18 protein-coding genes and 1 tRNA gene are annotated in these 21,614 nt (G+C 66.4%); 9 read left to right on the forward strand and 10 right to left on the reverse strand.

Annotated elements, in window-relative coordinates:
• Positions 1–210 precede the first annotated feature (210 nt).
• A tRNA-Pro gene (locus tag AB7O82_RS20085) sits at positions 211–287 on the forward strand.
• Between the two features lie 287 nt (positions 288–574).
• Here AB7O82_RS20085 and AB7O82_RS20090 read toward each other — a convergent pair.
• Entirely contained in the window at positions 575–1,627 is a 1,053-nt protein-coding gene (locus tag AB7O82_RS20090) for a zinc-binding dehydrogenase (protein ID WP_428619994.1), read from the reverse strand.
• 299 nt (positions 1,628–1,926) lie between these two features.
• The gene (locus tag AB7O82_RS20095; RefSeq protein WP_428549210.1) at positions 1,927–2,349 is read right to left on the reverse strand and encodes a globin family protein; all 423 of its coding nucleotides are present in this window, start codon (positions 2,347–2,349) and stop codon (positions 1,927–1,929) included.
• A 279-nt stretch (positions 2,350–2,628) separates the two neighbouring features.
• On the opposite strand from AB7O82_RS20095, the gene AB7O82_RS20100 reads away from it, so the two are divergent.
• The 6 genes from AB7O82_RS20100 (at position 2,629) to AB7O82_RS20125 (ending at position 11,166) form a co-directional block, all read left to right on the forward strand.
• On the forward strand, positions 2,629–2,826 hold the full coding sequence (locus tag AB7O82_RS20100; protein WP_428549208.1) for a hypothetical protein: 198 nt from the start codon (positions 2,629–2,631) through the stop codon (positions 2,824–2,826).
• Positions 2,827–2,897: 71 nt separating this feature from the next.
• Entirely contained in the window at positions 2,898–3,419 is a 522-nt protein-coding gene (locus AB7O82_RS20105) for an HD domain-containing protein (RefSeq protein WP_428549206.1), read from the forward strand.
• 410 nt (positions 3,420–3,829) lie between these two features.
• Complete coding sequence (locus AB7O82_RS20110) at positions 3,830–7,255, forward strand: M10 family metallopeptidase (RefSeq protein ID WP_428549204.1); 3,426 nt, start codon at positions 3,830–3,832, stop codon at positions 7,253–7,255.
• Positions 7,256–7,613: 358 nt separating this feature from the next.
• Positions 7,614–9,239, forward strand: coding sequence for an ABC transporter substrate-binding protein (locus AB7O82_RS20115; protein ID WP_428549202.1), 1,626 nt, complete (start codon positions 7,614–7,616; stop codon positions 9,237–9,239).
• An 18-nt stretch (positions 9,240–9,257) separates the two neighbouring features.
• Positions 9,258–10,208, forward strand: a complete 951-nt coding sequence (locus AB7O82_RS20120) for an ABC transporter permease (protein ID WP_428549200.1) — start codon at positions 9,258–9,260, stop codon at positions 10,206–10,208.
• 10 nt (positions 10,209–10,218) lie between these two features.
• Positions 10,219–11,166: an ABC transporter permease gene (locus AB7O82_RS20125; protein WP_428549198.1), complete on the forward strand. Its 948-nt coding sequence runs from the start codon at positions 10,219–10,221 to the stop codon at positions 11,164–11,166.
• Positions 11,167–11,401: 235 nt separating this feature from the next.
• Here AB7O82_RS20125 and AB7O82_RS20130 read toward each other — a convergent pair whose 3' ends face one another.
• The gene (locus tag AB7O82_RS20130; protein ID WP_428549196.1) at positions 11,402–12,400 is read right to left on the reverse strand and encodes an ABC transporter ATP-binding protein; all 999 of its coding nucleotides are present in this window, start codon (positions 12,398–12,400) and stop codon (positions 11,402–11,404) included.
• Complete coding sequence (locus AB7O82_RS20135) at positions 12,397–13,380, reverse strand: ABC transporter ATP-binding protein (protein ID WP_428549194.1); 984 nt, start codon at positions 13,378–13,380, stop codon at positions 12,397–12,399. The genes AB7O82_RS20130 and AB7O82_RS20135 overlap by 4 nt, the downstream gene beginning before the upstream one ends.
• A gap of 499 nt (positions 13,381–13,879) precedes the next feature.
• Here AB7O82_RS20135 and AB7O82_RS20140 point away from each other — a divergent pair, with 499 nt between their 5' ends.
• Positions 13,880–15,541, forward strand: coding sequence for a hypothetical protein (locus AB7O82_RS20140; protein ID WP_428549192.1), 1,662 nt, complete (start codon positions 13,880–13,882; stop codon positions 15,539–15,541).
• Positions 15,542–15,751: 210 nt separating this feature from the next.
• Here the strand turns inward: AB7O82_RS20140 and AB7O82_RS20145 are convergent, their stop codons facing one another.
• The gene (locus tag AB7O82_RS20145) at positions 15,752–16,126 is read right to left on the reverse strand and encodes a hypothetical protein (protein WP_428619995.1); all 375 of its coding nucleotides are present in this window, start codon (positions 16,124–16,126) and stop codon (positions 15,752–15,754) included.
• A gap of 42 nt (positions 16,127–16,168) precedes the next feature.
• On the opposite strand from AB7O82_RS20145, the gene AB7O82_RS20150 reads away from it, so the two are divergent.
• Positions 16,169–17,017, forward strand: coding sequence for a TauD/TfdA dioxygenase family protein (locus AB7O82_RS20150; RefSeq protein WP_428619997.1), 849 nt, complete (start codon positions 16,169–16,171; stop codon positions 17,015–17,017).
• Positions 17,018–17,229: 212 nt separating this feature from the next.
• Here the strand turns inward: AB7O82_RS20150 and AB7O82_RS20155 are convergent, their stop codons facing one another.
• The 5 genes from AB7O82_RS20155 to AB7O82_RS20175 form a co-directional block, all read right to left on the reverse strand.
• Positions 17,230–17,994: a sulfite exporter TauE/SafE family protein gene (locus tag AB7O82_RS20155; RefSeq protein ID WP_428619998.1), complete on the reverse strand. Its 765-nt coding sequence runs from the start codon at positions 17,992–17,994 to the stop codon at positions 17,230–17,232.
• Between the two features lie 178 nt (positions 17,995–18,172).
• Positions 18,173–18,760, reverse strand: a complete 588-nt coding sequence (locus AB7O82_RS20160) for a 2-hydroxychromene-2-carboxylate isomerase (RefSeq protein WP_428620000.1) — start codon at positions 18,758–18,760, stop codon at positions 18,173–18,175.
• A complete protein-coding gene (locus AB7O82_RS20165) occupies positions 18,757–19,539 on the reverse strand; it encodes an SDR family oxidoreductase (protein WP_428549575.1) in 783 nt (260 codons plus the stop codon). The genes AB7O82_RS20160 and AB7O82_RS20165 overlap by 4 nt, the downstream gene beginning before the upstream one ends.
• Before the next feature lie 56 nt (positions 19,540–19,595).
• Positions 19,596–20,744 carry an iron-containing alcohol dehydrogenase gene (locus tag AB7O82_RS20170; RefSeq protein ID WP_428549577.1) on the reverse strand — a complete coding sequence of 383 codons (1,149 nt, stop codon included), beginning with the start codon at positions 20,742–20,744 and terminating at the stop codon, positions 19,596–19,598.
• 8 nt (positions 20,745–20,752) lie between these two features.
• Complete coding sequence (locus tag AB7O82_RS20175) at positions 20,753–21,586, reverse strand: TauD/TfdA dioxygenase family protein (protein ID WP_428549579.1); 834 nt, start codon at positions 21,584–21,586, stop codon at positions 20,753–20,755.
• Between the last annotated feature and the right edge of the window lie 28 nt (positions 21,587–21,614).

The raw sequence follows: 21,614 nt of genomic DNA on the forward strand, positions 1-21,614 counted from the left end.
CCAGAAACTTCTGCATCCTGCGGTCCTGTAGCCACTGCGTCCGGTTCATCTGCCCCCCCTCAGAGGGACACAAAACCGGACAACTCGTGTGCTACCTAACCCGGACAACTCGTGTGCTTACGACACTGGCGAAGCGCGCTACTTGCGAGCCCGGGAGGCGGCGGCTATAAACCCGCCTCCCAAGCGCCGGCGTGGGCTCGCAATTCCTGACGGAGTGTAGCTCAGCCTGGTAGAGCACTAGCTTCGGGAGCTAGGGGCCGGAGGTTCGAATCCTCTCACTCCGACCAATAAAATCGGGGCTTTCCGCCGGTTAGGGAACCACCCCAGCCTTCGGGCTGGGGTGGCACTTTTCTTCGAAGAGTCGACGATTTCAGTCAGATCGTGGCACAGGATTGGCACACTGAGTGGCCGCATTGTTCCCGCTTGGGCAAGCTGCGAGACAGGCCGGTCGGTGCAATACCGCACACCGTAGTTGTCCCACACCTTTCTTGCACCCCCGCGCGTTGCGCTGAGGTGGTAGCGTTGATCAGCTCTCTTTTTATCTTACGGCGACGACAACAAGTGTCCTGGTGGGCTACGGCTTGACCACGATGCGAACGGGGTTGCCCTCCTTCGTGCGCAAGCGGTCCACGCCTCGGGCGACCTCTTCCAGCGGCACCACATGGGAGACCGAGCGGGAAAGGTCGAGCTTCCCGGAAGCTACAAGGCGCACAAGGCCGGTTATGTCACGCTGCTCGTAGCCGTCATGCCCCAGCACTTCATGGTTCATGTAGCCGAGCATGACCGAAGGTTCGGTGAGATGGACCGGCTCCAGGCACATGCCGATAATGACCGCCCGCCCATAGCGACCAAGACAGGACACCGCCTGGTCGAGAGCGGCATTGACCCCGGCCAAGTCCACCGCCAGGTCCAGCCCCTCGCCGTTCGTGAGCCGCATCACCTCCGTGTGGACGTCCATTGTCCGCGGGTTCAAGGCATGGTCCGCCCCGAGCTCCAGCGCCCGTTGGCAAGCCGCGTCGATCGGATCGATGGCGATTATCAGGGCAGCTCCGGCCAGGCGGGCGGTTTGCACCGCGTGCACCCCGAGGCCGCCGATGCCCCAGAGGCCGACGGCCTCGCCCAAGCCCAGCCTGCCGCGATGGACCATCCCCGTGTACGGCGTGGCCACGGCGTCAGGAATGAGCGCAGCCTGCTCGAACGGGATGTTCTCGGGGAGCGCCACCAGAACGCTGAAGGGCACGACGACATGCTCGGCCCAGCTGCCATTGTAGTTCTGCCCCATGACCAACGGCTTGAGGCACGCCTTCGTGCTACCGCCGACGCAATGGCGACAAACGCCACAGTTTCTCCCGGCCAGCAAGACAACACGCTGACCTACTTGCCAAAGCGGCACGGCGGCCCCTACCCGCGCTATCGTACCCGCTCCCTCGTGCCCAGGGATGACGTGATCCAGCGGAAAGTCCGGCAGGATGCCATCAATCATATGGAGGTCCGATGCACAGATCCCGGCGGCCTCGACGCGGATGAGCACCTCGCCCGGTCCCGGCTCCGGCACCGGGACGTCCTGAACCGACAGTTGGCGACTGGCGCGGTCGAACCGCGCCGCCCGCATGGTGGTCTTTGCCACGATCTCACCTCCGCATGTTTGGGCGAGGTATTCGTTCGGCATCGTCCGCTTCGTCAGACACAACGGTAGGCAAATGTCGGCGCGACCACAACGCGGCCGCGATGGCGCTTCTGCATTCTGTGGCAGACGACCCTCGGACTGTGCTCGTCGGCCTCAAGAATGCCGACACTCTTGTTTCGAAAAATGCACGAGGCCAACGCTCCCTTTTTCGGAAGGTCGTCGGTGCGCTAACGTCGGCAACCAGTTTGGCGTGCCGCGTCACGGGAGTCGCAGTTGCTGGTCTCCAAGCGCGGGCGCAGTCACGCCGCCATGGGCCTTTCGTTGGCCCCTTCGATCATAGTCGTCCAGAGCAGCATGTAAGCGCTCGCCCAGGCATCCTTTACCTCAGGCGTGAAAGCCGTGCCGAGGCCTTTCTCCAGAGTCCACAGCAAAGACTTTCCAACCGGCACATAATGCTGGGCCTTGACGCCGTAGCCGGCATGTCGCCGACCGAGAGCGCGCACTGCTGGTACCAGCGTGTCAAGGTGGCTGAGACCGGCAACGACAGCGCCCAGCATCGCTATCAACTGCGTCTTCTGCTCGGCCAGGTCCTCGGGAAACATCGGGCGCACATGCGGCGCGATCTCGAAGAGGCGCTCGTAGAAAAGGTCGGCGGCCGCGGCGGCGATGGGAACCACGTGGGCAAAACTTGCCTGCACGAGCTTGATCTGGCTTGGTGTCATGGCCGCTTCCTCCCCGTTGTCGGTTTCTCGATTGCGCGGCCTCTACGCCTGGTTTGTTTCGCGGCCATTTCGCGCCGATGGTTCTTTTGTATCGTGTGTGTCACCGCCGCAGCGGACCGAGTGGGCTCACCCCTGCCTCAGCACGACCACATCAGATCTCCATAGGGAACACACTGTTGCCTCCGGGACGCCGCATGCCCGCTGTACGAGCCCCAGCACGATCGCGCCCTTGCTCGAAAAGCCCAAGGGACGACGGCACGCCGCATCGGAGTGACGACGATGACATCGAAAGCCCTCGTTCTGGCGCTTGCCATCCTGGCCACCGATCTCGTCGTGGTGGTGATCGCCCTGCTCGGCGAGCTCGGCAACCCCGCCCTGCTGGTGGCGATGGTGAACCTCGTGGCCCTGTTCGCCATCTTCTGTACACACGCCTCGGGCGTCCCCATTCTCGACAGCGGCCGCCGGCGCCGCAGGTAGCCTCTCCGTCTGGCGCCGCCGGCCGACCCGCACGGAGCAAGCCGGCCAGCGCCGAACAGGAGGGTTCCATCATGCAAGGCGTGACAGACCGCGCCCGCGCATTCGCCCGCGTCGCCCATGCCGGACAGACGCGCAAGTACACGGGCGAGCCGTACGTCGTGCATACCGACGAAGTGGCGGCGCTCGTCGCCGAGCACGGCGGCACCCCGGAGATGATCGCCGCCGCGCATCTGCACGATGTGCTCGAGGATACGCCGACATCGTTCGAAACCCTCGTCTCGGAGTTCGGCCGCGACGTCGCCGAGCTGGTCGCGGCGCTGTCGGATCAGGTGCCGAGGTCGGCCGGCAACCGGAAGCTTCGCAAGCAACTCGAATCCGACAGGCTGGGGACCTGCGAGGCCAGGGTCCACACCATCAAGCTCGCCGACATCGTCAGCAACACGCGCTCGATCGCCGAGCGCGATCCACGCTTCGCTCGAGTCTATCTCGTCGAGATGCGTTACCTGGTCGACCGCCTGACGCGCGGCGACCAGCGCTTGTGGGCAGAAGCCGACGCCATCGTAGAGAGCCAGTTGCCGACGAAATCCTCGTAGCGCGGGCAGCGTCCGTGCCAGCCGGCAGAGTTCATGTCGAACGTCCGGCCAGCACTACTCGACCGGATGTCGTGGCCGGCGCTGCGCCGACACGATATCAACACGCCAGCGATACGGAACGACTATCGTCATGCATTGGCGCACACCAGCAGTGCGCCCTTGCAGTCACGGCGTTTTCAAGAATTTATTCCGTGACCAAGCTGTGACCGGCCGCCGATTGGTCGAGTATCTATTCTTTTTGCAGTCGAGTTAGGTCACGGTGCGCGTGAATTATCACGCCGTTTGAACGGAGGTAATTCCCGCCGACCGGGAATACTATTGGCATTCCAAAATCAGATCATTTCGACAAGTCCGATTGGGGTGCCATCGGTCGCCGGACCATTATTGCCTGATACTCGGGGAGTCTTCCAATGGCCGGTCCACAAGACGTCGCGCTCAGCGGCAACAACGACATCGACGCCCTCCTGACAGGGTATCGCTGGGATACGAGCAACCTCACCTTCAGCTTCCCTGACAGCGGTTTCTGGTACGTCGAGGAGCAGTTCTTCGATATTGCGACTCTCGAGCAATTGGCCGAGTTCGCCGCCATCTCGTTCGTCATCGGCCCGGTCGCGGCGATCACCGAGCATTTCCTGTCGGTCCTGACCGTCGGCATCGTCTCCCTGAACGGCTTCCAGGAATTCAACGCTGCGCAAAAGGATTCGGCCAGGGCCGCCGTGGCGCAATTCACCAGCGTGGCGCCGGTCTCGATTACCGAGGGCGATGAAGGCCTGTTCGATCACGAGATCATCCGCTTCGCCGAGACGGCGACCACCAGCGCGCCGGCCTTCGGCCTTCCGCCGCTGCCGCGCGTCGAGCTCATCATCGGCAACGGTGTGCTGGGCGACACCTGGTTCAAGAATGACGGAACGTTCGACAGTCCCATGCTCGGCAATTTCGCCGACTTCACCATCCTGCACGAGCTCGGCCATGCGATGGGCCTGAAGCACGGCCACGAGGACGGCCTGCTGAGCGAGGATTTTCCCGACTTCCTCGAGGAGGTGCTGACCGACGTCAGCGGCCCGATCCTCGACAATTCGGTGAACTCGATCGAGTTCACGGTGATGACCTACCGGTCCGCGCCGAACGAAGCGAACATCCTGCAGGCCGAGACCGGCGGCTACGCCCAGAGCCTGATGATGCTCGACATCCAGGCCATCCAGTACATGTACGGCGCCAATTTCAGCCACAACGCCGGCGACACGACCTACACGTGGGATCCGAACAACGGCACCATGTCGGTCGATGGCGTGGCCCAGCGCACGCCGCAGATCAACCGCATCTTCATGACGATCTGGGACGGCAACGGCAACGACACCTATGACCTGTCGAACTACTCGGCGTCGGTCTCCATCAACCTGCTGCCTGGCCAGTGGACGATCACCTCGGAAGATCAGCTTGCCGACCTCAACAGCGGCGGCCGCGACAGCGGCCTGGCGCGCGGCAACATCGCCAACGCCCTGCTGTTCAAGGGCGACACCCGTTCGCTGATCGAAAACGCCATCGGTGGCGGCGGCGACGACACCCTCACCGGTAACGACGCCGACAACACCCTGACCGGCAACGGCGGCAACGACACCATCGCCGGCGGGCTCGGCAACGACACCCTGAACGGCGGCGACGGCGACGACACGCTCGACGGCGGCGACGGCGACGACACGCTGAATGGTGGGGCCGGCAACGATAACCTCACCGGCGGCACGGGCAACGACCTGCTCGACGGCGGCGACGGCAATGACGTCATGGCCGGCGGCGACGGCGACGATTCGCTGAACGGTGGGGCCGGCAACGATACCATGACCGGCGCGGCCGGGATCGACACGCTGATCGGCGGCGACGGCGACGATTCACTCGATGGCGGCGACGGCGACGACACGCTGAGTGCCGGCGCCGGCAACGACGTCGTCGAAGGCGGGGCCGGGAACGACGGCATCGATGGCGGCGACGGCGACGACACGCTGCGCGGCGGCACGGGCAACGACACGATCCTGGGCGGCGCGGGCGCCGACTCGATCGAAGGCGGCGACGGCAACGACGTGGTGATGGCGGGGCTCGGCGACGACACCGTCCTGGGCGGCGCCGGGAACGACAATATCGACGGCGGCGACGGCAACGACTCGCTCAGCGGCGGTGATGACGCCGATACGATCACCGGCGGCGCCGGGCTGGACGTCATCCTGGGCGGCACCGGCAACGACGTGATCGACAGCGGCGCCGATGCCGACGAGGTGCATGGCGGTGACGGCGACGACACCATCGTGGCCGGCGGCGGCAACGACGTGGTCACCGGCGACGCCGGCAACGACAACATCAGCACCGGCGACGGCGACGACACGGTCGACGGCAACGACGGCAACGACACGATCGTGGCGGGAACCGGCAACGACGCGGTGACCGGCGGTATCGGCGACGACACCATCGATGCGGGAGACGGCAACAACACGGTCGATGGCGGCGACGGCAACGATTCGATCCTGGCCGGCAGTGGCAACGATCAGGTGACCGCCGGTGCCGGCGACGACACGGTCGACGCGGGTGACGGCGACAACACGGTCGACGGCGGCGACGGCAACGATATCCTGGTCACAGGCGCCGGCGAGGACACCGTGACTGGCGGGCTCGGCGACGACCTCATCCGCGGCGGCGACGGGGTCGACCTGCTGATGGGCGGGGCCGGCAACGACACGATCTTCGGTCAGGGCGGCAACGACAGCCTGTTCGGCGAGGACGGCGACGACACGCTGGCCGGCGGCGAGGGCCAGGATCTGGTCGACGGCGGCAACGGCATCGACACGGCCTCCTACGTCGACGCCACCGGCCCGGTGGTGGTCAACCTGCAAGACCCGACGCAGATGACGGGCGACGCCTCGGGCGACGTCTACGTCTCGATCGAGAAGTTCGAGCTGTCCAACTTCGACGACACGTTCATCGGCCGCGACGATCCGCTGGTCGGCGACGTGGTGTCGGGCCTCGACGGCAACGACACCCTGCTGGGCTTCGCCGGCGACGACGAGCTGCACGGCGACGGCGGCGACGACTACATCGTGGGTGGCGAGGGTGCCGACATCATCGACGGCGGCGCCGGCTTCGACACGACGTCGTTCGACGAGTCCAAGATCGGCATCATCGTCGACCTGGTCGATCCCAGCCGCAACACCGGCATCGCCACCGGCGACACCATCACCAGCGTCGAGCAGTTCTTCCTCACGCTGCAGGACGACGAGTTCGTCGGTCTCGCCGCCGACGAGACGATCCACGGGCTGCACGGCAACGACCTGATCTTCACCAACGGCGGCAACGACACCGTCTTCGCCGGCGATCAGCACGACACGGTGTTCGGCGGGGCCGGCAACGACCTGTTGTTCGGCGAGAACGGCAACGACACGATTCACGGCGAGGACGGCGACGACGTGATCGAGGGCGGCGCCGATCACGACACGATGTTCGGCGGCAACGGCGACGACGTGATCCGCGGCGGCACCGGCGACGACCACATCGCCGGCGATGCCGGCAACGACATCCTGTGGGGCGACGACGGCAAGGACACCTTCGCCTTCGCCGCCAACGGCTGGGGCTCCGACCTCGTCATGGACTTCGAGGACAAGCTCGATCGGGTCGCGATCGACTTCGACCAGGCCAAGGGCATCCACGGCATGGATCAGTTGGTCGTCACCGAGCGCATCGGCATGTTCGGCGTCGAGACGGCGATCACGCTGGTCTCGGGCGATCCGGGCGAGATCGTGCTGGTCGGCATGAAGGCCAACCAGGTCAATCACCAGGACATCGAGTTCGTCTAGACAGGATCCTGGAGGGCGGCCGCCTGGCGCGTCGCCCCATCAAGGATCGAACTGAAGCATGGGACAGGTGAGCGGCGCCGGCGGCCACGACGCTCGACCGCCATCAAGGACCGAAGCCTCGACCGGCGTGCCGCAAGGCACGCCGGTTCTGGTTGTGGCCGGCAGCTCGGCGCGAAGTTCCTGCCGCCCATTGACCTGCACATCGAATGTCGGCACGCTGTTTTGGATCGCGAGCGCAGCGAATTCCGACTGTCGGACGCTCGTTGGGGAGCCGCGACCACCGGGAGGCAATGATCGAGTAGGCGTTCAACACCATAGCCAGTACCGGCCCACATAAATGCATCAGGGAGGCGACGTCATGTCCGACGAAGCGACCAAAAAGGGCAACGAGCGTACAAGGCGTAGTTTTCTTACGGCAACCACGGCGCTGGCCAGCACGGCGCTGGTTGGCGAGCAGGCTTTTGCCGACGCGCGCAAGCGCAACCCCAAGCGAGGCGGGACGCTCCGCTTCGGCACGCGCGACGATTCGATCGCGCTCGATACCCATCGCAACATCATATATTTCGTCTCGCATCCGCTGACCGGCATCACCGGCGGGCTGGTCGATTTCGACGACAAGATGCAGCCCAAGCCGGCCGTCGCCGAATCGTGGGACGCCTCGTCCGACCTCATGACCTGGACATTCAAGCTCCGGCGCGGCGCGGAGTTTCACAACGGCCAGACCATCGACGCCGAATCGGTCAAGTGGAATATCGAGCGCATCAAGGATCCCAAGACCAGTCACGCTTTCACACGCTCGGTCCTGTCCGACGTCGAGCGTGTCACGGTGGACGACAAGCACACCGTCCGGTTCCACCTCAAGGAGGCCCATGCCGCCCTCGACATCAACCTCATCTACTATCCGGTAAACCTGATGGCGCCGGGTGCGGTCGACACGGTCGACACCCATCCGGTCAACTGCGGCCCCTTCAAGTTCAAGTCGTGGCGGCGCCTCGACGTCTGCGAGCTGGTCCGCTTCGAGAACTTCTGGGAGACCGACTCCGAGGGCAACTCGCTGCCCTATCTCGACGGGCTGATCGGACGGCCGAAGAAGGAGGACCGCGTCCGCCTGACCGCGCTGCGCACGGGCGAGCTCGACCTCATCGACAATGTCGCCTACGCCGACGCGCCCGCCTTCAAGAAGGACCACGGCAAGACGTTCGAGACCTGGCCGGTGCCGCAGGTCGGCACGGCGATGATGTTCTTCAACCTCAAGAACGGCCTCCTGTCGGAAAAGGACAATCCCGACGCCCACCTGCTGCGGCAGGCGATCGCCCACGCGATCGATCACGAGGGCATTCACCAGGCGGTTTTCAACGGCATTGGCGATATCTCGCAGGGCTTCTACAGCAGCGCCAGCCCCTGGCATTCGAAGGACATCGAGAGCTGGCCGAAGTTCGATCCCGACAAGGCCAAGTCGCTGCGCAAGAAAGCCAAGGGCGGCGACGAGAAATTCACCATCATCGCCAACGACACCTTCCCCTACATGCAGCAGTCGGGCGAGCTGGTGCACGCCATGCTGAAGGACGCCGGCTTCAACGCCGTGCTCGAGATTCTGCCGTCGCCGGTGATGCTCGAAAAGCAGAACAAGGGCGACTACAATATCGATTCGACGGCCAACTCCTTCCGCCTCGACCCCGACGGCTGGTACGGCCGCAACATCCTGTCGACCGCGCCGGAGAACCGCCGTCGCATCGGCTACAAGAACGAGAAAGCGGACCAGATCATCCTGGCCGCGCGCAAGGAACGCGACCCGACCAAGCGCAGGCTGATGTACGCCGACGTCGAGACGCTGGTGAACCGCGACCTGCCGATGCTCTACACGCACTTCGTGCCGCTGATGATGGCCGGCAACCGCGCCCGCGTGAAGAACTACGCAGTGTCCTACTCGGGACCCTGGAGTTACTCGGGCGCCGGCATGCGGCGTACCTGGATCGAAGGCTGAGGCGGGGCGGGCCAGGCGATGCTCGCCTACACGCTGCGGCGCATCGCCCAGCTCGTCCCCGTCCTGCTCGTGTTGAGCGTGGCGGTATTCGCCTTCGTCGAGGCGCTGCCGGGCTCCATCGTCGACACGCTGGTCGGCACCGAGGGCGGCGACATCGAGGAAGCGCGCGCCATCCTCACCAAGGAGTACGGCCTCGACCGTCCGGTCCATGAGCGCTACGTGCTGTGGCTCGGACGCGCGCTGCAGGGCGATTTGGGCAAGTCGCTGGTCACAAGGCGGCCGATCTCGACCGAGCTGCTGAGCCGCATCCCGGCCACGGTCTACCTTGCCTCGGTCGGGATCGCGCTCTCCATGCTGATCGCCGTGCCGCTCGGCACCTTCGCCGCCGTGCGCCGCAATTCCGCGGTCGACTACACCGCGCAGGTGACGTCGCTCGCCGGCATCTCGATCCCGGAGTTCTGGTTCGCGATTCTTTGCGTGTTGCTGTTCTCGCTGTATCTCGGCTGGCTGCCGTCCTCGGGCTATGTCAGCCCGTTCGAGGATTTCTGGGGCAGCCTGCAGTTCCTGATCCTTCCGGCGGCGGCCATCGGCTTCCGGCAGGCGGCGTTCACGACGCGGCTGACCCGGTCTTCCATGCTCGACGAGCTCAGCAAGGAGTACGTCGACACCGCGCGCGCGCTCGGCCACAGCGAGCGCAAGGTGATTTTCAAGTACACGCTGCGCAACGCCATGATCCCGACCATCACTATCTCGGGCCTGCAGCTCGCCAACCTGCTCGGCGGCACGGTGGTGCTGGAGTCGATCTTCGCCTGGCCGGGAATCGGCCGGGCGATCTTCGAGGCGATCCTGCAGCGCGACTATCCGCTGATCCAGGCGGGCGTGCTCGTTCTGGGCGTCATCGTCGTCGTCATGAACCTGCTGGTCGACCTGACCTACAGGCTGCTCAATCCGCGCGTCAAATTGGCCTAGGGGACCGGCCATGTCCGAACTGGAAGCCGACAAGCTGGTCGATGGCACGCTGGCCCGGCGCGCACCGCCGGCGCCACTGCGGAGCGGACGACTCGCCACCGCGCTCTCGAACGCCTGGCACGAACTGCGCAAGAGCCGCACCGCCTCGATCGGCGCGGTCATGCTGGTGCTGCTGTTCGGCGCCTGCATCGGGACGCCGTGGCTCGCTACGCACGATCCGATCAAGCAGAACTACCGCGAGCGCCTGCAGCCGCCCTCCGAGAAGCACCTGCTGGGAACCGATCGACTGGGTCGCGACATCTACTCGCGGCTGCTCTATGGCGGGAGGCGGCTGGTGACCATCGCCGTCGTGGCGGTCGCGCTCTCACTGCTGGTGGGCGTGCCGTTCGGCGTGCTGACCGGCTACTTCGGCGGGCTCGCCGACACCATAGGCATGCGCATCGTCGACGGGTTGCTCGCGTTCCCGGGGTTGCTGCTTTATCTTCTGTTCGTGACGGTCGCCCAGGCTTGGAAACTCGAGGGAGTGATGGTCGACGTCGTGCTGGTGAGCGCGCTCGCTCTTGCCGGGATGCCCGAGAAAGCGCGGCTCGCGCGAGGCTCGGTGCTGGCCGAGAAGCAGAAGGAGTACGTCGAGGCGTCCCGTGCAGTGGGCGATTCCTCGGTCAGGATCGCGTTGAGCCAGATCCTGCCCAACATCGTCTCGCCGCTGATCGTGACCTCCACGGTGCGGCTGGGCTTCGTTATCCTGATCGTGGCGGCGCTGTCGTTCCTCGGGCTCGGTACGCCGCCGCCGACGCCGGACTGGGGCTCCGACCTCAGCGCCGCACGCGACTACATGGAGACCCATCCGCTGATCGCCGCCTTCCCGGGGCTCGCCATCTGCTACACGGTGCTGGCCTTCAACCTGTTCGGCGACGGCCTGCGCGACATCCTCGACCCGCGGATAGCGGAGCGGTGACGTTTCCCACATCCCCCGTCTTGCGGGTGTCTTACGGGGCCTTACGGAAGAGGTGCCCGCGTCTTCGCGGACGGAGGGGTCATGTTCATTGCTGGGAGCGCGCCACTCCTGTGGCGCTCATGCGAGTGTGATCAACAAGAAGAGCGCCATCGGAGTGGCGCGCTCCCAGCGCATGCCCCCTCCGTCGCCCTAAGACGGTGACACCTCCCCAACAGAGTTGGGGAGGTCAGCGGCCTCACAGATTATGACACGCCACCTGGCGGTCGTCGCCGACATCGATCAGGGGCGGCGCGACCTGCGAGCAGATCGGCAGCTCGCGCGGGCAGCGGCCGCACAGCCGGCAGCCGGGCGGCGGGTCGATTGGGGTCGAGACCTCCCCCTTGAGCGTGAGCTTGGGCGGCAGCTTGGCGGGATCCGCCTCCGGCACCGCCGCCAGCAGCGCCTTGGTGTAGGGATGCAGGGGGCTCTCGAACATCCTCGCCGCCGGGCCCGCCTCGACGATCTTGCCGACATACATCACCGCGACGCGATCGCTGATGTGGCGGATCACGCTCAGATCGTGGGCGATGAAGAGGTAGGTGAGCCCGAACTCCTCCTGGAGGTCACGGAACAGGTTCAGGATCTGCGCCTGGATCGAGACGTCGAGCGCCGACACCGGCTCGTCGCCGATCACCAGCTCGGGCTCGACCGAGAGCGCGCGGGCGATGGCGATGCGCTGGCGCTGGCCTCCCGAGAACTCGTGCGGATAGCGGTCGATGTGCTCGACGCTCAGGCCGACGCGGTGCAGCAGGTGCAGCACGCGCTCGCGTTTCTCGTACCAGCTGCGCGCCAGACCGTGGATCTCCATCGGCCGGCTGAGAATATGCATGATCGTCTTGCGCGGATTGAGAGAGCTGTAGGGATCCTGGAACACCAGCTGAATGTCCTTGCGCGTCCCCTTCATGCGCCGAGGCGAGAACGCCAGCAGGTCCTCGTCCTTCAACCTTACTTCCCCGGCGGTGGGCTCGATAAGCCGCGTCACCAGCCGCGCCGTCGTCGACTTGCCGCAGCCGCTTTCGCCCACCAGGCCCAGCGTCTCGCCGCGGCGGATGTGGAAGTCGATGCCATCGACCGCCTTCAGCACCTGGGCCTTCTCGCCGGCCAGCTTCGAATAGATGTCGCCATGCAGCGTGAAATGCTTGGTGAGTCCCCTCACCTCCAACAGCATGTCGTCGCTCGCACCTTGCGCCGTCACGCGGCGGCCCCCCGATCATGCAGATGGCACGCCGCATGATGACCCGGCGCCACTTCCTTGAGCTTGGGCACTTCGCGGCGGCAGACATCCATCGCGTGCGCGCATCTGGGATGGAATTTGCAGCCCGACGGCGGCTCCATCATGTTGCAGACAGATCCGGCGATCGGGGTCAGGTGCCGCGTCTGGACGTCGAGGCGCGGGATCGAGTTCAGCAGGCCCACGGTGTAGGGATGCTGCGGATTGGCGAAGATCTCGCGCTTGTCGCCGAGCTCGACCATGTGCGAAGCATACATCACGCCGATCTTGTCGCAGGAATGGGCGACGACGCCGAGATTGTGGGTGATGAACAGCAACGACATGCCGAAGCGCTCGATCATGCTGGTGATCAGCTCGAGGATGGTCGCCTGGATGGTGACGTCGAGCGCCGTCGTCGGCTCGTCGGCAATCAGGAAGCCGGGGTTGCACGACAGCGCCATCGCCAGCATCACGCGCTGGCGCATGCCGCCGGAGAACTCGTGGACGTAGCTGTCGAGCCGGCGCTGCGGCGAGGGAATGCCGACCAGCGACAGCAACTCGACGACGCGCTCGCGCGCCTCCTGCCTGGAAAGGCCGAGATTGGCGCGCAGTGCGTCGGAGATCTGGTCGCATACGGTGAACACCGGATTGAGCGCGCTCATCGGCTCCTGGAACACCATGGCGATGCTGCGGCCGCGCAGGGCGCGCATCTCGGCATCGCTCTTCTTCAGGATGTCGCCGCCCTCGAACAGGATGCGGCCGCGCGGGATGTCGCCCGGCGGCGACGGCACCAGCCGCATGATGGCGCGCGCCGTCACCGACTTGCCGGAGCCCGATTCGCCGACCAGGCCGAAGGTCTCGCCGCGGCCGATTGAAAAGGACACGCCGTCCACCGCCGTGAGATCGCCCCGCCGCAGGCGGAAGCGCACGGTCAGGTCTTCGAGCTCGAGGACCGTCTCGCCCATCTTGTCGTCACTCTCGTCGCGGTTCTTTCCCCGTACCCGCAACGCGAGGACAGGCCGTTGATTACGTACGCGTACGCTTGAATGACCGTTACTTTTTCGTCCCTGTTGAGCGCGAGCCTAGGACAGCTCGTGGACGGAGGCAACCGCGCTCGGTGACTGGCACTGACTCAGTTTGAAATTCGGAGCGGTCCGGCGGGTCGCGCCCGGCTCCGGACGCCGAAATCACGCTGACACGCGCATACAGAAGCCAACTACTGCCGACGACTGGGCGGTTCTCGGGTTTGAGATCAGCGGCCTTTTCGACGGCGCGCGCCCCGGCGCCCAAGCCGCGCGGCCCCTACAAAAAGCGGGCGGAGATTTCAAACTGAGTCAGTGCCCGGTGACTCTCGGCAACGTCGATGACCCGATCGTGAGAAACCGGTGGGAATTTTTTCGTACGGTCGGAACTGGGGCCGATCGGGCGTGTTTGTTGCACTACCACCCTGCAGTGAGGACACCCATGGTTACTCGCTTCATGCCGGTCATCGCCACGGCGACCGGGCTCATCTCCTTTGCGATTCTTTCTGCCTATGACAAGGCCGCCGCCCAGGTCGGCGCCGGGGTCGGAGCCGCCGCCGGTGCTGCCGCCGGAGCCGCAGGCGCGGCAGCCGGAGCAGCCGCAGGCGCCGCGGCCGGCGTCGGCGGTGCGGCTGCCGCGGGCGTGGGCGGTGGCGGCTCCGGTGGTGCGAGCGGCAGCGGCGGAGGGACAGGCGGCGGCGGGGCAAGCGCCGGAGGCTCCGGCGCGAGTGCCGGGAGCTCCGGCGGTAGCGGCGAGGCTTCGTCGGGCGGCGCAGCGGCTGGCGTCGGAGCAGGAGTCGGCGCCAGCGTTGGCGGGGTGGACGCCACTGTCGGCATTGGCGTCGGCGCCACGATCGGCGGCATAGGCTCGGGCGGTACGACTGCCGGGGTCGGCGCTGGTGTCGGCGCCACCATTGGCGGCGTGGATGCCGCTGTCGGTGCTGGCGTCGGCGCCACCATTGGCGGCGGCGGCACCGGTGGCGGCGGCGGCACCGGTGGCGGCGGCGGCACCGGTGGCACGACAGCCGGGGGCGGTGCCGGTGTCGGCGCCACGATTGGCGGTGTCGGCACGGGTGGCACGATAGCCAGGAGCGGCGCCGGTGTCGGCGCCACGATTGGGGGCTTCGGCCATGGTGGCACTACAGCCGAGGGCGGCGTTGGCCTCAGCGCCACCATTGGCGACGTCGGCCCAGGCGGCACGACGGCCGGAGTCGGCGCTGGCGTCGGCGCCACCATTGGCGGCATCGGCCCGGGCGGCACGACAGCCGGAGTCGGCACTGGCGTCGGCGCCACCATCGGCGGAACAGGCTCGAGCGGTACGACAGCCGGGGTCGGCGCTGGTGTCGGCGCCACCATCGGCGGCATTGGCCCGGGCGGCACGACAGCCGGAGTCGGCACTGGCGTCGGCGCCACCATCGGCGGAACAGGCTCGAGCGGTACGACAGCCGGGGTCGGCGCTGGTGTCGGCGCCACGATCGGCGGCATAGGCTCGGTCGGCACGACAGGCGGCACCGCCGGAGTAGCCGCAAGCGTGGGAACCGGAGGCACCGGCACGGGGACCGGCGGCACCGGAACGGGTGGAACCGGCACGGGCGGGACCGGGACCGCTGGCATGGGCGGTCCTGGCACGGGAACCGGAACAGGAACGGGCCCTGGTACGGGTGTTGCGACGGGTGTCGGCACTGGTCCCTCGGTTGCCAGCCTGGGCGTCGGACCTGGTCCGGAAGGCGGTATCACCGGCAACACGATCTCGTCCGATGAGGATGCCGTGCTGTGGCGCTATCTCGCCAACGTGCAATTTTCCGGCAACGTCTCCGCGAGCGCCCTCACGGCGGTACAGACCGCATCGCTTCTGTACAGCTCCGGACACAAGCGTGCGGCCAAGGAACTGCTGTGCGAGCAGCGCGAAGTCTACTTTGCCTTCCGGCACACCGCGACGCCGTGCCAGGCACGCCTGGGCTGGGAGCTGAAGGACGCGCCGGCGCTGCGGCCGGCTGCGAGCCCACCTCCGGCCTTCCATCCCATGGCCTACAAGACGCGCGCCGAGTGCCTGACCGCCGCCCATTCAACCGGCGTTCCCCTCGGCGTTTGCAATGGGCGATGAGTCCGTGACGAAACAAATGCTTCACTTTACGGGATGACTGCATCCCGCAAGGTTGTCATCCCGCACGTAGCGAGGAAACCTTTCAGGCAGCACGAAAGGTCCCTCGCTGCCCTCGGGATGACCGGATCCTTGTCGCGTGCACCCTGTGCCAGGATCGGAAGCTGAAGCACTGGAGGTGTCGGCGCGACGCACATCGCGCCGGCACAAGCCTCACATGCAGGACGCCTGTGCGATCACGACCGCATCGAGACCCTGCATCTGCTCCTGGCTCAAGGTAGCGGGATCGAGCAGGTTGCCGCCCGGCTGCGTCGCGGCATTGGACTTCTTCATCCCCTGGACCGCGGCGGCGCGTTTGTCGGCCGGGATCTTAGAGGACATGCACTCGCACAGCCGCTGGCTGCCGGTGACCAGGCATTCGCTCATGAAGTCGTCGGCCGCCCAGGCCGCCGTCGCCAGCCCGCCGGCCGTGACACTCGAGACGACCGCCAAAACAACCTTACGCATGGAATTGCTCCCCATCGGCCGCCCCTGCGGCGCCGGTCGCAGGATATCGCGCCGTCGCGATGTTTTCCATTCCGCCTGCATGCGCCCTCTTTACCAGTCGCGCAGCAGGCGTAAGCTCGGCGTATGGAGATCGAACGCCCTGATCCTGGCATTGGCGCGATCGCGACCGATGTCGATGTCCGCGCGCTGTCGGAAGCGGACTGGAACACGCTGTACCGCACCTGGCTCGACGGCATCGTCCTGGTGGTGCGCGGCCAGACGCTCGGCATAGAGGAATTCCTCGCCTACTCGCGCCGCTTCGGCCGGCTGAAGCCGCATCGCGTCAAGCGTACGCGGCACGCCGAGTTTCCCGAGCTCACGGTGATGGGCGTGGGCACGCGCAAGGCCGACGGCCAGGTCGACAAGACGATCTATGACCGCGGCGGCGGCTGGCATACCGATTCGCCATGGGACACCGAGATCTGCAAGGCGACCCAGCTCTATGCCATCGCCATCCCGTCCTACGGCGGCGATACGCTGTTCGCCAGCATGTACGAGGCCTACGAGACGCTGCCCGAGAGCCTGAAGCAGCGCATCGCCGGTATGAAGGCCGAGCACGTCTATGGCGGCCGCGGCCGGCGTGGCAACGACCTGCTCGACCCCGAGGACCGCAACCGGCCGCCCGCAGTGCATCCGATCGTGCGCGTGCACGAGGAGACCGGCCGCACCTCGCTCTACGCCAACCCCTATCACATCGTGCGCATCCAGGGCCTGAGCGACGCCGAGAGCGAATCGCTGATCGCCGAGCTCACCGGCCACATGGTCGAGACCAAGGCGCAGTACCGCCACAAATGGCAGGTCGGCGACATCGTGATCTGGGACAACCGCTGCGCGCTCCATTCCGCGACCGGCGGCTATCCGATCGAGGAAAAGCGCATCCACTGGCGCGTCACCATCATGCAGGATCCCGCCGAGGCGCAAACGGCGGCGTAACTCATATCCTCCCCAGCTTCGCTGGGGAGGCGTCGCCGTCATACGGCGACGGAGGGGTCATGATTCATTGCCGGAGCGCGCCACTCCGTGGCGCGTCATGGGACGTGTGATCGACAAGAAGAGCGCCACGGAGTGCCGCGCTCCCGGCAATGCCCCCTCCGTCCGCAAAGACGCGGACACCTCCCCAACTTCGTTGGGGAGGAGGAAAAGACTCACCCGAACAGCCAGTGACGCGTCAGGCCGAACAGGCCGGTCGCGAACAGGATCGCCAGCGCCACGTTGCGGTAGAGGCGTTCGCTGGCGAGGCCGTGGAACATGCGGCCGCCGATCCAGGCGCCCAGCACCATGACGGGAAACAGCACGACGGCGCGCGCCAGCGCCTCCCATCCCGCCACACCTGTCGCCAGCACGATCACGATCAGCAGGAACTGCGTCAGAAAATAGTAGGTGACGATGTTGGCGCGGTTGACGTGCGGTGGATCGTTGCCCGACAGCAGGTACAGCAGCACCGGCGGTCCGCCGACGCTGGTGGTCGCCATCATCGCACCCGAGAGCGCGCCGACCGCCACGGTGGCCGCCGTCGACCGGCGGCCGGTGTATTTCCAGCCGCTCCACATCAGGACCACGAAGGCCACGATCACCGCCGACACCGCCGTCACGATCGTGTTCTTGTCGACCGAGGCGAGCAGCCACACGCCGAGCGGCATGGCGGCGCAGGCGGCGATGCTCATCGGCGTCAGGACGTGCCAGTCTGCATGCCGGCGGACCTGGGGGAAGAGCTGCAGCGACACCACGAGCTCGATGGCGACGACGGTCACCACCATGTCGGCCGAGCCGAACAGGATGGCGAAGATCGGCGCCATCAGCATTGCCGAGCCGAAGCCCGCGAAGCCGCGCATCAGGCCGGCGACCAGGGTGACGCCGATGGCGGTGGCGAATCCGACGCCGGCGAACAATGAGGCGATCTGGGGAATCATGACGCTACTGCCGGGCAGAGGGGGACGAACGACAGCGATCCCGGGGCATCCGGCTGGCGGAAGCGAGGGATCAGCGCGTAAGTCGAAGCGTCGTGCCCGGCATCATGACGGCGCGACCATCGTCGATCGCAGGTGGTTCGTCAATCTCTTCATCCTCCCCAGCGAAGCTGGGGAGGATTCAGCCAGCCAGCTTCGCGCGCACGAAGTCGATGCGGTCCTGGCCCCAGAACAGCTCGCCGTCGACGACGAAGGTCGGGACGGCGAAGATGCCCTGCTTGTCGGCTTCGGCCTGGTGTACGCCGATGGCGACAGGGCCCGGCCCCTTGACGAAGGCGTCGAAGCCCGCCACGTCGACGCCGATCTCCGCCAGCAGCGCCTCGACGGCGGCGCGATCCTCGTAGTCAAGCTCGCGCTTGAAGAAGCGCGGATAGGCGGCATCGATCAGGGCCCGGCCCTTGCCGGCGGCGTCGGCGTACATCCACGCGAGATGGATAAGCGTCGGGTCGAAGATCTTCTTCGGCCCGAGAATGATCATGCCGCGCTGGTTGGCGAAGCGGCGGACGTCGGCATAGAGATACTTTATACGCCGCAGCCCGCGCTCGGCGACCTTGGGATCGCGCACGTTGTAGGTACCCTGGATGTCCAGGGTGAACGGCCGCAGGCGCAGCGTCACGCCGAATTCCTTCTCAAGCGCATAGGCTGGATCCTTGGCGAGGAAGGAGTAAGGGCTCCTGAGATCGATCCAGAGGTCGACCGTCCGGCTCATGCCCGCCGCGCCTGCCCCTCGCCGCTCTTGTCGCGCAGCCGACGCATGCCGCGAAGCCAGCGGTCGTAGTCGCCGACCTTGCGCACCATGTACTGCTTCACCTCGGGGTGCGGCAGGATCAGGAAGGTCTCGGCCTCCATGACCTCGATCACGGTCTGCGCCACTGCGTCGGTGTGCAGCACGCCGTCGACCGACGCCGCCGTCGCGCCCGCCATGCGCAGCATGTTGGTGTCGACCGCCTGCGGGCAGAGCACCGAGATGCAGATTCCCTTGTCGCCGTACTGGATAGACAGGTGCTCGGCCAGCGCCACGGCGGCATGCTTGGTGACGCCGTATGGCGCCGAGCCCATCGAGGCCAGCAGGCCGGCGGCGCTGGCAGTGTTCAGCAAATAGCCCGACTTTCGCGCCAGCATGCCCGGCAGCAGGGCCCGCGCCGCATAGACGTGCGCCATGACGTGGATCGCCCAGCTGTCGGCCCAGTCCTGGTCCGAGGCGTCCTCGTGGCCCCCGCGGCCGATGCCGGCATTGGAGAAGAAGACATCGACCGGGCCGTAATGGCGCTCGGCCTCGGCGACCAGCGTCTTGACGTCGGCCTCGCGGCCGACGTCGCACGCAACGGCGATGCCCTTGATATCCTTCGCCACCGTTTCGAGCCGCCCGGCGTCACGATCGGCGACGACGACGCCCTTGGCGCCCTCCCTGGCGTAGCGCCGCGCGATCGCCTCGCCGATGCCACCCGCGGCGCCGGTGACGACGCAGACCTTGCCTTGCACTTTCATGTTGCTCCCCGCTGCTCTCTTCATCCTCCTCCCCAGCGAAGCTGGGGAGGAACGTTCTACCCCCAGCTCTGCTCGATCAGCTCGACATACTGCGCCTTCGTCGGCTGGCGTGGCGTCGAATGATGGCAGTGATCGCCCAGTGCGCCGTCGGCAATCTTCGCGACCGTGTCCTGTGCCAGTCCCATCGCGCCCAGCCCTTTCGGGATGCCGAGCCGCTCGTTGAGCGCGCGCACTGCGTCGGCAACGCCCTCCGCGTTGGCCGCGCTGTCGGGCAGGCCCATCACCCGTGCCACGCGGCGGTACTTGTCGCCGACGGCGGGGGCGTTGAAACGCAGCACCGCCGGCAGGTAGACCGCGTTCAGCGTGCCATGATGCAGGCGATAGCCCTTGAGGCCGCCGGTCGGATGGCTGAGCGCGTGGACCGCGCCCAAGCCCTTCTGGAACACCATGGCGCCCTCCATGGCGGCCATCGCCATGTTGTAGCGCGCCTCGCGGTCGGAGCCGTCGCGGGTGGCGCGCTCGACCCAGGTCCACGCCTTGTCCAGCCCGTCGAGGGCGATCGAATCGGCCGGCGGGTTGAAGGCGTTGGAGAGAAAGCATTCGATGTTGTGCGTGAAGGCGTCCATGCCGGTGCCGGCGGTGAGGTGGGGCGGCAGGCCCAGGGTCAGCTCGGGGTCGATCAGCGCCAGCTTGGGGATCAGGTGCGGGCTGCCGATCGCGAGCTTGCGCCCCGAATCCATGATGATGACGCCGCCGCGGCTGACCTCGCTGCCGGTCCCGGAGGTCGTCGGGATGGCGACGATCGGCGCCACCTTGTCGGTGATGCGCGGCGCGCCGCCCTCCACGAAGGAATAGTGCTGCAGCGAATTGCCGGGATGGGTCGCCATCAGGCCGACCGCCTTGGCCAGATCCATGGGCGAGCCGCCACCGATGGCGATGATGCCGTCGCAGCCCTCCGCCTTGTAAAGGGCCAGCGCCTCGCGCATCGCCGCCTCGGTCGGGTTCTCCGGCGTGCCGTCATAGACGGTGATCGGCATGTTGCCGGGCAGGTTCTCCCTCACCCTGGCCCACAGGCCGGCGGCGATGACGCCCTTGTCGGTGACGATCAGCGGCCGGCGCAAGCCGAGCAGCTGCAGCTCCGCTTCCAGGAGCTTCAGCGCGCCAAAGTCGAACTGGATGCGGGTGAGATAGGTGATCAGCGCCATTGTAGTCCTCAGGCTCGAAGGAACGGCTTGTCGCCCTTGACGGTGACGCGGTAGCCCAGCCGGCGGTGCGGGAAGTAATCCCACATCGCGTGATGCATGGCGGCGCGATTGTCCCAGAAGGCGATCGAGTTGGGCCGCCAGGCGAAGCGGCACTGGAACTCCGGCGTCTCGCTGTGGCGATAGAGCATCTCCAGCAGCGCGTCGCTCTCGTGCTTCCTGAGGCCGACGATCCGCGTAGTGAAGTTGCGATTGACGTAGAGCGCCTTGCGGCCGGTCACGGGATGGGTGCGCACCACCGGATGCTCGTTGCGCGGGAAGCCACCCTCCTTGGGCGTCTGGCCGAAGCGGCCGCCATAGACCTGGGCGCCGTCATGGATCGCCGTCAGCCCCTCGCACAGGCGCTGGATCGGCGGCGACAGCGTGTCCCAGGCGCGATACATGTTGGCAAACAGCGTGTTGCCCCCGCCGTCCGGCGGCAGCTCCTTCATGTAGAGGATGCTGCCCATCGGCGGCTCGGGATCGCAGCTCACGTCGGAATGCCATTCCTCTCCGGCGATGTACTTGGAATTCTCGTCGGCCTTGATGACCAGGATCTCGGGATGATCCCAGTCCTTGCGCGTCGAGGTCGGGTGCAGGTGCAGCTCGCCGAACAGGCGGCCGAACGCCTTGTGCTGGTCGTGCGTCAGCTCCTGGTCGTGGAAGAAGATCACCAGGTTTTCCATCAGGGCATCATGGATTTCCTGGAAGGTCTGGTTGCCGAGCGGTCGCGACAGGTCGACCCCGGCGATCTCCGCGCCGATGGCAGGTGTGAGCTTGCGAACCTGGATCGTCTGATATCCCATAGGGCGTCCCTCGACTTTGCGCGAAGCC

The sequence above is a fragment of the Reyranella sp. genome (genome assembly GCF_050185545.1).
GTDB lineage: Bacteria > Pseudomonadota > Alphaproteobacteria > Reyranellales > Reyranellaceae > Reyranella.

Bases quoted from the DNA above. Each gene is read 5' to 3' on its own strand.
- AB7O82_RS20110 (WP_428549204.1), top strand. From the start codon at position 3,830: ATGGCCGGTCCACAAGACGTCGCGCTCAGCGGCAACAACGACATCGAC.
- AB7O82_RS20175 (WP_428549579.1), bottom strand. From the start codon at position 21,586: ATGGGATATCAGACGATCCAGGTTCGCAAGCTCACACCTGCCATCGGC.
- AB7O82_RS20135 (WP_428549194.1), bottom strand. From the start codon at position 13,380: ATGGGCGAGACGGTCCTCGAGCTCGAAGACCTGACCGTGCGCTTCCGC.
- AB7O82_RS20120 (WP_428549200.1), top strand. From the start codon at position 9,258: ATGCTCGCCTACACGCTGCGGCGCATCGCCCAGCTCGTCCCCGTCCTG.
- AB7O82_RS20115 (WP_428549202.1), top strand. From the start codon at position 7,614: ATGTCCGACGAAGCGACCAAAAAGGGCAACGAGCGTACAAGGCGTAGT.
- AB7O82_RS20165 (WP_428549575.1), bottom strand. From the start codon at position 19,539: ATGAAAGTGCAAGGCAAGGTCTGCGTCGTCACCGGCGCCGCGGGTGGC.
- AB7O82_RS20100 (WP_428549208.1), top strand. From the start codon at position 2,629: ATGACATCGAAAGCCCTCGTTCTGGCGCTTGCCATCCTGGCCACCGAT.
- AB7O82_RS20170 (WP_428549577.1), bottom strand. From the start codon at position 20,744: ATGGCGCTGATCACCTATCTCACCCGCATCCAGTTCGACTTTGGCGCG.
- AB7O82_RS20145 (WP_428619995.1), bottom strand. From the start codon at position 16,126: ATGCAGGCGGAATGGAAAACATCGCGACGGCGCGATATCCTGCGACCG.
- AB7O82_RS20150 (WP_428619997.1), top strand. From the start codon at position 16,169: ATGGAGATCGAACGCCCTGATCCTGGCATTGGCGCGATCGCGACCGAT.
- AB7O82_RS20105 (WP_428549206.1), top strand. From the start codon at position 2,898: ATGCAAGGCGTGACAGACCGCGCCCGCGCATTCGCCCGCGTCGCCCAT.
- AB7O82_RS20125 (WP_428549198.1), top strand. From the start codon at position 10,219: ATGTCCGAACTGGAAGCCGACAAGCTGGTCGATGGCACGCTGGCCCGG.
- AB7O82_RS20155 (WP_428619998.1), bottom strand. From the start codon at position 17,994: ATGATTCCCCAGATCGCCTCATTGTTCGCCGGCGTCGGATTCGCCACC.
- AB7O82_RS20140 (WP_428549192.1), top strand. From the start codon at position 13,880: ATGGTTACTCGCTTCATGCCGGTCATCGCCACGGCGACCGGGCTCATC.
- AB7O82_RS20160 (WP_428620000.1), bottom strand. From the start codon at position 18,760: ATGAGCCGGACGGTCGACCTCTGGATCGATCTCAGGAGCCCTTACTCC.
- AB7O82_RS20095 (WP_428549210.1), bottom strand. From the start codon at position 2,349: ATGACACCAAGCCAGATCAAGCTCGTGCAGGCAAGTTTTGCCCACGTG.